This is a genomic window from Erwinia sp. (assembly GCF_031978025.1).
Classification (GTDB): domain Bacteria; phylum Pseudomonadota; class Gammaproteobacteria; order Enterobacterales; family Enterobacteriaceae; genus Erwinia.
Genome location: NZ_DALZCD010000011.1, coordinates 9,351 through 21,841 on the forward strand (window position 1 = coordinate 9,351; position 12,491 = coordinate 21,841).

Sequence of the window (12,491 nt, forward strand, 5' to 3'; positions counted from 1 at the left end):
CCGTTACAGCCGTTACAGCCGTTACAGCCGTTACAGCCGTTACAGCCGTTACAGCAGGCCAAGATGTTCTATCAAGATACTGCTGCCAATCCCAATCAGTACCACGCCGCCAAAAATCTCGGCCCATTTACCCATAATCGGCCCCAGGAAACGGCCTAATAAGATGCCGGTAGAAGCCATCACCATAGTGGAAGCGCCAATGGCCAGCGCGGTTGTCACAATATTCACCTGTAAAAAAGCCAGCCCGACACCCACGGCCATTGCATCCAGACTGGTCGCCACAGCGGTCATCGCCAGCAGCCAGAAGCCGTGACGCTCTGCGGCTTCACACGCCTCATCTTTTTTACGGAAACCTTCCAGAATCATACGCGCGCCAAGCACCGACAGCAGGGTGAAAGCGACCCAGTGATCCCAAGCCATCACATAACGGCTGGCGGCAATACCAACTCCCCAACCAATGAGTGGCGTCAGCGCTTCGATCGTGCCGAAAATCAGGCCGGTGCGCAGCGCTTCTTTCAGCCCTGGACGCTGCAGGCTTGCGCCTTTGCCAATGGCGGCGGCAAAAGCATCCATCGACATGCCGAAGGCCAGAATAAGGGTTGCATATAGGTTCATTGTGGATATACCGATCTGGCGATTATCTTACCGCCCAGACTTCAAAAGTACGGTTCTTGTTGAAGAAACAAGCCCCTCAGGCTTAATGTGGATGCATCCTACCACGCGATAACGCGTATAAAAAGACAATAAAATCAGCTGTTTAAGTATAGCCTTGGCTATACTTTTTAACGAAAGCTAATTTTGGATAAAAAAGAGGCGTAAAAACACTAAAAGAATTACCGGGTTAGGATGAGCGACCTTTCAGCTATTGGGGAATTAAGCATAAAAAAAGCCCGTCAAAAAGCCTGAAAAATCTTGAACGCGCAAGCAAGGTTGAACCCATCCGCCGTTTACCGGAAAATAACCGTTACTGACCGAGACGGAACCGTTATGAATAATCCTTTTCTGACCTTTTTAATGCCAATGAGTACGCTGATGCTGGGCTTCCTCTCCGCGCTACTGCTGCCCGCGCCCTGGTTTGGCGTTGAGCTGACGCGCCACCTGACGACGCTGTTTCATTTAAGCGACATCAACCAGCTCTACACGCTGATATTTTGCCTGTGGTTTTTACTGCTGGGTGCGGTGGAGTACTACATCCTTCGCTTTATCTGGCTGCGCTTTATCAAAGTGTGAAAAAGGCGGAACGGTGTCCGCCTTAAAGAATCAGTGGCTGAAGATCATCATCAGTCCGCTGGACAGGATCACTAAAGCCACAAAAAACAGCACGATGGCCGTGACGGCGTGGTTAGATTTCATTTTTCCTCCTCAGAACCACTGACCGAAGCGGTGGATATAAAGGCGTTTCATGCCCTGCGCCACCAGGCAATAACCTATCAGCATCGCCGCCAGCCAGGGAAAGTAGTGCCAGGGCAGCGGCGTCAGCCCAATCGCCTTGCCCAGCGGTGAAAAGGGAATCACGATCCCTGATACCATCACTAACCCTGTCATCACCATAACCGGCAGCGCCGCGCAGCTCTGAATAAAGGGGATCTTCTGCGTGCGCAGCATGTGCACCACCAGCGTCTGTGACAGCAACCCCTCGACAAACCAGCCTGACTGAAACAGCGCCTGGTGCGCCACGCTGTTGGCGGCAAAAACGTGCCACATCACCAGAAACGTGGCGACATCAAACAAGGAAGAAGTCGGCCCTATCCACAGCATAAAACGACCAATATTTTTCGCGTCCCACTTACGCGGCTTGCGCAGGAAGGCCTTATCCATTTTGTCCCATGGCAGCGCCAGCTGGGAGAAGTCATACATCAGGTTCTGGATCAGCAGATGGATGGCCAGCATCGGCAAAAAAGGCAGAAAGATGCTGGCGATCAGCACGGAAAAGACGTTGCCGAAATTTGAGCTGGCGGTCATATTCAGGTACTTGATAATGTTGCCGAAAGTCTCACGACCTTTAATGACGCCCTGCTCCAATACCATCAGGTTTTTTTCCAGCAGAATAATATCGGCTGACTCTTTGGCGATATCCGCCGCGCTGTCGACGGAAATACCAATATCCGCATCGCGTAACGCTGGGGCGTCGTTGATGCCATCCCCCAGAAAACCAACGGTATGGTCGTTTTGTTGCAGCATGTGCAATACGCGAGACTTTTGCTGCGGCGTCAGGCGGCAAAAAATCGTGCGTGAGGCAGCAAGCTTCATTAGTTCACTGTCATCCATGCGCTCAATTTCACTGCCGCACAGCGGTTCCCCGGGTTCAAGGCCCACATCGCGACAGATTTTGCTGGTAATAATGGCGTTATCGCCGGTCAGTACCTTAACCGTTACGCCATGTTCTTGCAGGGCTGCAATAGCTTCTTTGGCGCTCTCTTTGGGTGGATCGAGGAAAGTCAACAGGCCACAAAGGGTCAGATCCCGTTCATCGTCCTTGTGCAGCGGCTGCGTTAGCTGCATATCACGCTCACCGATAAGCAGTACGCGAAAACCCTGGCTATTCCAGTGTTCTGCCTGCTTTCTCCACTGCTGGCGTGCAGCGTCATCCAGTGGACGGCGTTGACAGCCGTCCTGCCAGTGGGTGGCGATGGACAGCATCTCGTCAAGCGCCCCCTTGCATATCAGTATCTGCCGCTCGTGCTCGTCTGCCACCACAATTGACAGGCGGCGACGTTCGAAGTCAAACGGCAGCTCGTCAATTTTTTGAAAGCAATGAAGTCCGCTAACCGCTTTTTTACCCTGACTGAAGCTCAGGATGGCCCGATCCATCAGATTTTTTACGCTGGTCTGATGGCTGCTGTTCAGCCAGGCCAGCTGCAAAACCCAGTCGCTGTTTTTCCCGTATGCGTCATGATGATGCGCCAGGATAATGCGATCCTGCGTCAGCGTGCCGGTTTTATCGGTACACAGCACATCCATCGCGCCAAAATTCTGTATAGCATTAAGCCGCTTAACCACCACTTTGCACCGCGACATGGCGATGGCACCTTTCGCCAGGTTAGAGCTGACAATCATGGGCAGCATTTCCGGCGTCAGGCCAACCGCTACGGCCAGGGCGAACAGCGTGGCATCTGTCCAGTTGCCTTTGGTAAAGCCGTTGATAAACAGCACCACGGGCACCATCACCAACATAAAGCGGACCAGCAGCCAGCTGACGCTGTTCACACCGCGATCGAAGGAGGTCAGCGGTCGGCTGCCCGTCACTGATTTTGCCAGCGAGCCAAACCAGGTCTGGTCTCCTGTTGCCACCACGACGGCGGTAGCGGTACCGCTGGCAACGTTGGTTCCCATCAGGCAAATATCTGGCCTGTCCAGCAGGTCGCCCTCTTCCTGATTCCAGGGCGGCGTAACATATTTTTCCACCGGCACCGCTTCGCCACTCAGCGAAGCCTGACTGATGAACAAATCTTTAGAGGTAAGCAGACGAACATCTGCCGGGATCATATCGCCAGCCGACAGAAAGATAATGTCGCCAGGCACCACTTCCTGCAGCACGACCTCCATTCTGACCGGCGCAACGTTTTCGCTGCTGCGGCGGATAACGGTTGCCGTCGTGCGCACCAGCGATTTCAGGGCTTCCGCTGCTTTATTGGTCCGGTGCTCCTGCCAGAAACGCAGCAGACCGCTGAGCGCCACCATTATCAGCATGATGATAACGCCGGTGAGATCGGTCTCTTCGCCCTGCCGCAGCGGCAGCAGATAGTCAGTGCAAAAACTGATTCCGGCCAGCGCGATCAGGATCCAGATAAAGGGATTGTGGAAGGCTTTTGCCAGCTGGATAAGCGCGTGCGGCGCTTTTTCTGTAGCGATTTCGTTTCTGCCATATTCCAGCAGGCGCTCGCTGGCTTCATGAGTCGTCAAACCGTGGCGCTGTGTGTTCAGGCGCGCCAGCGTGCTGTCCAGGTTCAGTTTTATCTCGTTTGCGATAGCCAGATCGCGGACGAGCGTTAAATGGGCTTTTTTCATCTGCCAAATCCTTTATTTTTATTCAGGCGCAAGGAAGCGACCCTGCGCGTGAGGATGTCATTTTTAAATCAGGATTGGGCGAGGCGGGGAAGAGGAGATTACGGGAAGCGCGTGCGCTTTACTCTGCCTGATTGCCATCGCCCGTCGCTGGTCGGAGGTTCTTTCATCGTTAATCCTTGCCCGGCAGCTGCGCGGGAGAAAAATTCAGGACGGGGTGTCATGTCTCAGGAGAGAGAAAACAGTGCCCACCGGTTATCGGCAAGCAAACGGCATAGCCTGCCTTATGTGTTCAAAAGTAAAAGATGACTGTCCAATGTTGGCTCCGTTGAAGAAATCGCCGCCACTATATTCCCCCTTGCAGGGGAAGTAAATCCAGGCAACAAAGAGAAAAATTTCGGCGAAAAATAAATATTTATTGTTTTTTATCATAAACTTAATTAATTTATCACCGTAATCAATCGCCCATTTACCTTAAACCTGAAATCAACAAGCGTGATTTAGCTGAGAGTTCATAACAGGTAGGGCAGCCAGGCATTAATGATGACGATCAACGCTGTTGCGCTGATTTCCTCTATACTTCCTGCGCAAATTCGCCAAGGGAGCAGCCATGCTACAACGCACACGATTCTGGATCCGGCGCATAGTGCTGCTGCTGTTACTGACGGGCTTTCTGCTGCTGGCGCTGCGTGTTGCCGTGACCGAACGCGGACCGGCGCTTGAGCCGTGGCATACCTGGCTCCCTGCCGAGCTTAGCGACGGAGAGATGGATCGTACCGACTGGTCAGGCTATTTGCGCAACGAGCAGCAAATTTTTGACCAAATGCAGCGCGACGTCAGGCCCTCGGAAAACAGTGCGGAAACCTATAATCGCTACGCGGAAAAAAGCCCGGTTTATCCGGCACATTTTGCTACGAACTGGAACCACTCTTACCAGCTTCTGCCGCAGGGGCAGCCTCGTGGCGCGGTAGTGCTTTTGCATGGGCTGACGGATTCACCCTATAGCCTGCGGCATTTCGCTACGGATTATCAACGGCATGGCTATGTCGTGGTGGCTATTCGGCTGCCGGGCCACGGTACTGTCCCGGCCGGGCTGACCCAAACCGAATGGGAAGACTGGCTGGCGGCGACCAGGCTGGCGGTGCGGGAAGCCCATCGGCGCATTCCGGCAGGCGCGCCGCTGCAGATAATGGGCTTTTCCAACGGCGGCGCGCTGGCGATGAAATATACGTTAGATGCGCTGGAAGATCCCTCACTGCCCGTGCCGACCCGGCTGATTTTGATTTCGCCGATGATTGGCGTCAGCAGCTATGCACGTTACGCGGGCCTGGCCGGCCTGCCCTCGCTGCTGCCCGCCTTTGCCCGTTCGGCATGGCTGAGTATCCTGCCGGAGTTCAATCCTTTTAAATACAACTCCTTTCCGGTGAAAGCGGCGCGGCAATCATGGCTGTTGACCAGCGCGTTACAAAGCCAACTGCACCGCGATCGGGCCAGTCATTTGTTGGACAAGCTGCCGCCGGTACTGACCTTTCAGTCCGTGGCCGATGCGACGGTAAGCACGCCCGCCGTCGTGCGCGGTCTTTATAATCTGTTACCTGCCAACGGCAGTGAACTGGTGCTGTTCGACGTTAATCGTTCGGTAGCGCTTTCCCCGCTGATGCGCCAAACGGCCCTGCACGCGGCGGACAATCTGCTGCCGGCCGCGCCGCGCCGCTACGCTGTTACCCTGGTGACCAACGCGACACCAACCCGCAACGATGTCGTTGCCCGCACCACGCCTGCGGGCAGCAGCGTAGCCACCAGCATGCCGTTAGGCGTCAGCTATCCGTCGGATGTCTATTCCCTCTCCCACGTGGCGCTGCCCTTCCCGTTCAGCGACTCGCTGTATGGTCGTCAGCCCGACCAGCTGAACGAGTTCGGCGTCAGTTTTGGCGTCCTGACGCCACGTGGCGAGCGCAGCGTGCTGATGGTCAGTCTGGATATGCTGATGCGCCAGGCCTCCAATCCGTTCTGGCTCTGGATGCAGCAGCGCGTTAATCAAACGCTGTAAGATCGGGCGCGGTTTGCTCCACGTAGATTTACTGCATCACCTGCTGCTTTCCGGCAGGGCAACGCCTTCCGGTAGCGGGGCATAGCTAAACAGGTAGCTTTCATCCTCCTGCGGGCTGTTGGGCTGCTGATGGTCGCTCAACCAGGTCACGATGCCTGCCGCCAATAGCACGCCGACCGTGGTCATGGCGTAGCGATTCATTTTTTGCGTAAGCGCAACGTATCCGTCGCGAACCCGGTTAATAAAACGGTTAAAACCTGCCAATGGCCTCTTTATGAGGGCAATGCAGGCGCACAACATGAGCACTACCATACAAATGCCGGACAAGATAACACGGCCCAGGTAGTGGCGAGGTGCTGTCACTTTTTCGCGGGTAACTGTTACGGCGACAGGCGGCGTCGCGGATACCGTAAAGGTAGACAGCAGCAGCGGTAAAAGGCGCGTCAGCGCACGGCGAGGAGTGAGTCGCATCCGGGAAAAACCTTTCAGAAATTCAGAGAAAAAATGTCAGGAAAGTGTATTGGCAGGCCAGTCTGGCAAGCTGCTTTCGATCAGGAAAAAGTGGAATGGAGCCAGAAAAGCGAGGTTGATTTAAGATTGATTTAGCCGGTGCCGACACGTTTTGTTACAGCGTAAGGGGAAGGGCCACGCCTGATGTCCTCAGCCGAATATGCCATCAAAAGTATAAAAAGTAAGCAACCAAAGGCATTTTCGCCTGAGGAGATACTTTTTATCGCTGCTTTACTGGTGAATCTTGCCATAAAAAGGACGTTTTACCCGGCTATCAGCCAGTGACGACGTTATCTCACGCACGATCCTCTTTTCCAAGGCTGGCGCGCCCGCACGCCGCCTTTTCACCATTGAACGAACAGGATCCAGTGCGTAAGATTCCTTTTCACGTATTACAAATAAGAAACAATTATGCAAGCCTCCATCGCACCATCGCTCAACGCTGAACAGGACACTCCACCCGTAAATTCACGCGGCAAAGTCGTGATCGCTTCGCTGGTCGGCACCGCTATTGAATTTTTCGATTTCTATATTTACGCCACTGCGGCGGTGATCGTGTTCCCCCATATTTTCTTCCCGCAGGGAGATGCAACCGTCGCTACGCTACAGTCGCTGGCTACGTTTGCTATCGCGTTTATTGCCCGCCCAATCGGTTCGGCGCTTTTTGGCCACTTCGGCGACCGGGCAGGACGTAAAGTCACGCTGGTGGCTTCGCTGCTGACAATGGGCATTTCTACCGTGGTTATTGGCCTGCTGCCGGGCTACCAGACTATCGGCGTCTTCGCGCCCTTACTGCTGGCGCTGGCGCGTTTTGGTCAGGGTCTGGGGCTGGGGGGCGAATGGGGCGGCGCGGCGCTGCTGGCGACCGAAAACGCTCCGGCAAAAAAACGGGCGCTTTATGGTTCCTTTCCACAGCTTGGCGCGCCCATTGGTTTCTTTTTCGCTAACGGCACCTTTCTGCTTCTCTCATGGCTGTTAACCGATGAACAGTTTATGCAGTGGGGCTGGCGCGTACCCTTTATCCTCTCCGCGGTGCTGGTGCTGATTGGTCTTTACGTGCGCGTTTCACTTAACGAATCGCCCGTCTTCGCGAAAGTAAAAAAAGAGAAAAAGCAGGTCAAAATACCTATCGGTACGCTGCTGTCGAAACACATGAAGGCGACCATTTTGGGCACCTTTATCATGCTGGCGACCTATACGCTTTTTTATATCATGACCGTTTATTCCATGACCTATGGCACCACACCTGCGCCAAATGGTCTGGGTTTCCCGCGTAATACCATGTTGTGGATGCTGATGCTGGCGGTGATCGGCTTTGGCGTAATGGTACCGATTGCAGGCCTGTTGGCTGACCGCTTCGGCCGCCGCAAGACCATGATCGTGATTACGCTACTGATTATCGCCTTTGCGCTGATTTTCCCGTCGATGCTGGGGTCCGGTAACCAATGGGTGGTGATGGCCTTTCTGCTGTGCGGTTTAAGCGTAATGGGGCTGACGTTTGGCCCGATGGGCGCGCTGCTGCCGGAGCTGTTTCCAACCGAGGTGCGTTATACGGGGGCCTCGTTTTCTTACAACCTGTCGTCGATCCTCGGCGCTTCGGTCGCCCCTTATATCGCGACCTGGCTGGCACATACTTATGGGTTGTTCTATGTGGGCCTCTATCTGGCGGCGATGGCCTGCCTGACGCTGTTCGCGCTGCTTGCCAGCCGGGAAACGCGCCACGAATCCCTGTTTGATTAGCCGCCCTGCTTTCCCCACTAAACCGGCCATTGCGCCGGTTTTTTTGGGCAAAAAAAACCCGGCGCAATGGCCGGGTTCGTTTATTTCTTTTTCATTTGCCCCAGCACGTTAACGCACTGGTTCTGCTCGTTATCGCTGGGTGAAATCAGCGCCAGCAGCGCGGCGGCAGGCGCCACTACCGCTCCCAAAGCAACGGCCGCCGCACCGCGAGCAATCAGCGGCCCGGCTTTGACACCTGCATCAGGATTTTTAAACGTGCCCTTAACGTAAAGCGGCGAACGCAGCGTTACGATGCGCATCCCTTTGCTCTCCGGATTAATGGAAAGATCCAGCCGTTCATTCGCAAAGTTTGTGTTGCCGCTGATATTAATGACCGCATTTTCGGTATCGAAGACAAAGAGTTTGGTCGAGGCGACCCCATTATCCACCTTCAGATCGGCCGCCGCACAGTTGATACGCACTTCATCATCGCCAAACAGCTTGCCGACTACATAGTTACCGACGTTAAGACCGACGATTTCCATCAGGCCACGGCTGATAACACCATCATTCATTAGCAGCTTCACGCTGCCGTTGCTGGTCGCCAGAATATCGGCAACGGAGTTACCCGTGCCGCTCAGCGTGGCATCACCGTTAATCTGCCCCATGCTGTTTTGCATCGACTTCACGCCCGGGAAGAGCTGTTTCAGCTGCAGATTACGTGCGTGCAGATCGGCCCGTGCGCGCATCGGCGTGTGGTCGCCTTCCATACGGATGGTTGAATTAAGGTTGCCACCCGCCATGCCAAACCGCAGCGGATCCAGCAGCAGGCTGCCGTTTTTCAACGCCAGATGGGTGTAAAGATCGCTGATAGGCAGAGAATTGCTGTGTTCGATGCGCTTGCCGCTAAACTTCACGTCGGCATCCATAACGTCCCAGCTTTTAGTCTCGAACCTGTCATGCGGCAGGACCCGATCGGCAGGCTGATTGGGTGTTTCCCCTCTTTTCGCTTTGGCCTGCTCGGTTTTATCGCTGCCCTTGCCGGATTTGACGCCGATAAGCGGCCCCAGATCGGCCATACGCAGCTGACGTGACTCCAGCGAGCCCTCCAGTTTAGGCCGTGGCTTCACCTGGCTATAGGTCAGCGAGCCATGAATATCACTGTCGCCGATATGGCCGTTAAAATCGTTGTAATGAAAGACCGGGCCGCCCTTTTGCTGAAAACGCGCAATCAGATGGCCGTCAGTTTCATAAGGAGGCGTATCTGGCAGCAGCACGCCGGTCAGGCCATACAGGTTTGCCAGCGTATCGCCGGAGAAGCGCAGGCGTATATTCAGCCCGCCCAGATTCATCGGGTCCTGCAGACTGCCCACTATCTGCACGCGCGTGGTGCCGTTGTGCACATCGGCCTGGACAGGGAAAGGATTGTTTTTGCTACGCAGCGAAAGCATGCCGCCAAGTTTACCGTCACCGGTCAACTTTTCATCGTTGTAAGTTCCGGCCGCTTTCCAGCCGAAAACCAGGTCTGATGCGCCTTTCTGACCCGCATCGTCCTTACCGCCCGCGATTTGCGCATAGGGAACAGGCTTGCCCAGCGGATTGACCGTCACCTGCACATCGGCCTTATTGATGGCGTCCCGGTAAGCAATTTTTGCCCGATCGAAGAGAATGTTATCCAGGCGAAACGTCCATGCGGAAGGCTCACTGGCTGCGGCGTTGTCGCTGGCAGCCAGGTCAAACGTCCAGTTATTTTTGCCTGCCGCCGTCTGGATCAGGCGTGCATCGGGCTGCTCCAGTTTGATCCACGGGATAAAGACTTCTTTATGCACCAGGGCTAACGGGGACAGCGTTGCCTCCACACGAGGCAAATGCACCATCGTAATATCGGCAATTGCAGGCGGGTTTCCCAGCAGGATATCCTGTGCGTGCACGTGCGGCCACGGCACCCAGCTGCGCCAGCCCGCTTCGTCGCGGTTACGCGCCCAGGCGACGCCCAGATCGCCGCGAATAGCGAAGGGACGGTTCAGTTCTGTTGAGACTTTCTGATTGATAGTTGGCTTCAGGCGATTCCAGTCAAATGTCGCGATAACGATCACTACCACCACAACCAGCAACAAAAAAATCCCGACAATCCAGCTAACTACTTTTCCTGTGCGCGACACTGTTTATCTCCTTGTTCACTTCGTCTTCTGTAAAGATAGACGAGCGGGGAGAAAACGGCATTACGCCAGCTTCAGCGGCAGCGTTTCCAGCTGGTCAAACGGCATAGGATGGGCAAAATAGTAGCCCTGCGCGGCGCAGGCAAACGAGTTCTGCACCTGGTGCCACTCCTCCAGCGTCTCGACGCCTTCCACAATGACGCCCTTGCAGTAGCGGTTAATCAATGCCAGGAGCATATTGAACAGACTACGGCCCTCTTCCGATTTTCTCAGCAGGATAAACAGCTCACGTGCCAGTTTGATATGGTCATATTTCAGTTCTGACAGCGCGGAAAAGTTCGCCATGCCCGAGCCAAAATCGTCCAGCCACAGCGGTCCCAGTTCCGGTATCTGAGCTACCATGCCTGCCTGCGGCAGCAACTGATGCTCGACCAGCTCAAAACGCACCCACGGACAACGCGCGATAAGCTGGCGAACCACCGGGTTGTGCTGGACGGCCTGCAGCGTTGGGCCGTCAATATTGACCGAGGCAACCATTCCGCCTTCGATAAATTTTGCTTTCCACGTCTCCAGCAGTTCCAGCTGCTCACGAATAATCAGCATCCGCTCCGTCGCATCAAGCGCGGCAAAATAGGACTCCGGCGATACCCTCTGGCCCGGCGCGGAAGGATGAAAGACCGCGGTAAGCAACTCAATTGCCATCAGGCTGCCGGTTACCCGGTAGATCGGTTGAAACGTATAGGTGCGCTGGCATTCTCGCCAGTAAAGATGCTCCTGCTGCTGTTTCAGGACAGGTGAGGGAGGAAGCCGGTGTCTGATGTTCTTCAGCACCATATTAAGATCCTTGTCATTTTTGAGGCCTTACAGGAGGGGGCTTCTGTCATCAGTATCGGCATTCCCCTGGATAACTTTATTACGCGCTTGTGCGGCAGAGCCGGTCGCGATGTGACCTTTTTTAAAAATAAAACGCTGTTTTAAAATATTGACTGGGGCAGTCAGCACGGCGACACTAAGACGAAAAACGGAGCGAGCGGATTATCATGAGCGAAAAAAATATCGCCGTTATCGGCGAATGTATGATTGAGCTGTCCCAACAGGAAAATAGTCTGAGCCGCGGTTTTGGTGGTGATACGCTGAATACGGCCGTTTATCTTGCCCGCCAGACCCGTCAGCTGGCGGTGCATTACGTTACCGCGCTGGGCACGGATACGTTCAGTAGCGAGATGCTGGCGGCGTGGCAGCAGGAGAAAATACAAACCGGGCTTATCCAGCGCATGGAAAACAAACTGCCCGGCCTTTACGTGATCGAAACGGATGCCCGGGGCGAGCGCACGTTCTATTACTGGCGCAATGATGCAGCCGCACGCTTCTGGCTGGAAGGCGAGCGGGCCGACGACATTTGCCAACAGCTGGTGCAGTTCGACTTTCTCTATTTGAGCGGCATCAGCCTGGCCATCCTGACGCCGGCAGGCCGTGAAAAACTGCTGACGCTGCTGGCACGCTGCCGTAGCAACGGCGGCAAGGTCATTTTCGACAACAATTATCGCCCCCGTCTCTGGGCTTCTGCTTCAGAGGCACAGGCTGCTTATCAGGCCATGCTGGCCGTGACCGATATTGCCTTCCTGACGCTGGATGACGAGCAGCTGCTGTGGGGAGAAACGCCCGTAGATCGCGTCATCGCCAGAACCCATGAAGCCGGCGTGGCGGAGGTCATCATCAAGCGTGGAGCAGACTCCTGCCTGGTTTCCCTGAGCGGCGAACCCAGGGTGGACGTCCCCGCACAGGTGCTCCCGGCCAGCCGCATTGTGGACACCACCGCGGCGGGTGACTCGTTTAGCGCAGGCTATCTGGCTGTACGCCTGAACGGCGGCAGTGTGGCAGAGGCGGCCAGACGGGGCCACCTGACGGCCAGTACGGTGATCCAGCATCGCGGCGCGATTATCCCGCTTGCTGCCATGCCCGCCTGACGCCTGCTCCGCCAGCGCTGCAAAATGCGGCGCGGCGGCTTAACAGAGTGATGCGGACCGCGCCTGCCCATGTCGCCATGC

The 12,491-nt window shown here is 55.2% G+C and carries 9 protein-coding genes; 4 read left to right on the forward strand and 5 right to left on the reverse strand.

The genetic code is table 11. From position 1 onward, the window contains the following. Positions 1 to 48 precede the first annotated feature (48 nt). Complete coding sequence (gene mntP / locus RTK32_RS01840) at positions 49 to 615, reverse strand: manganese efflux pump MntP (protein WP_312041829.1); 567 nt, start codon at positions 613 to 615, stop codon at positions 49 to 51. Between the two features lie 372 nt (positions 616 to 987). Between mntP and RTK32_RS01845 the strand changes: the two genes are divergently transcribed. After that, positions 988 to 1,230, forward strand: a complete 243-nt coding sequence (locus RTK32_RS01845; protein ID WP_312041830.1) for a DUF1158 family protein — start codon at positions 988 to 990, stop codon at positions 1,228 to 1,230. 132 nt (positions 1,231 to 1,362) lie between these two features. On the opposite strand, the gene mgtA is transcribed toward RTK32_RS01845, so the two are convergent. Beyond that, positions 1,363 to 4,008 carry a magnesium-translocating P-type ATPase gene (mgtA, locus tag RTK32_RS01850; RefSeq protein ID WP_312041831.1) on the reverse strand — a complete coding sequence of 882 codons (2,646 nt, stop codon included), beginning with the start codon at positions 4,006 to 4,008 and terminating at the stop codon, positions 1,363 to 1,365. 607 nt (positions 4,009 to 4,615) lie between these two features. Between mgtA and RTK32_RS01855 the strand changes: the two genes are divergently transcribed. Beyond that, positions 4,616 to 6,055: an alpha/beta hydrolase gene (locus tag RTK32_RS01855; RefSeq protein ID WP_312041832.1), complete on the forward strand. Its 1,440-nt coding sequence runs from the start codon at positions 4,616 to 4,618 to the stop codon at positions 6,053 to 6,055. Positions 6,056 to 6,091: 36 nt separating this feature from the next. On the opposite strand, the gene RTK32_RS01860 is transcribed toward RTK32_RS01855, so the two are convergent. Beyond that, a complete protein-coding gene (locus RTK32_RS01860; RefSeq protein ID WP_312041833.1) occupies positions 6,092 to 6,526 on the reverse strand; it encodes a hypothetical protein in 435 nt (144 codons plus the stop codon). A 450-nt stretch (positions 6,527 to 6,976) separates the two neighbouring features. Here RTK32_RS01860 and RTK32_RS01865 point away from each other — a divergent pair, with 450 nt between their 5' ends. Then, a complete protein-coding gene (locus tag RTK32_RS01865) occupies positions 6,977 to 8,305 on the forward strand; it encodes an MFS transporter (protein ID WP_312041834.1) in 1,329 nt (442 codons plus the stop codon). An 80-nt stretch (positions 8,306 to 8,385) separates the two neighbouring features. On the opposite strand, the gene RTK32_RS01870 is transcribed toward RTK32_RS01865, so the two are convergent. Next, a complete protein-coding gene (locus tag RTK32_RS01870) occupies positions 8,386 to 10,446 on the reverse strand; it encodes an AsmA family protein (protein WP_312041835.1) in 2,061 nt (686 codons plus the stop codon). A gap of 60 nt (positions 10,447 to 10,506) precedes the next feature. Continuing rightward, a complete protein-coding gene (gene pdeH, locus RTK32_RS01875) occupies positions 10,507 to 11,277 on the reverse strand; it encodes a cyclic-guanylate-specific phosphodiesterase (RefSeq protein ID WP_312041836.1) in 771 nt (256 codons plus the stop codon). A gap of 206 nt (positions 11,278 to 11,483) precedes the next feature. Here pdeH and RTK32_RS01880 point away from each other — a divergent pair, with 206 nt between their 5' ends. After that, positions 11,484 to 12,410 (forward strand): sugar kinase, encoded by a 927-nt coding sequence (locus RTK32_RS01880; RefSeq protein WP_312041837.1) that lies wholly within the window; start codon positions 11,484 to 11,486, stop codon positions 12,408 to 12,410. Positions 12,411 to 12,491: the final 81 nt, after the last annotated feature.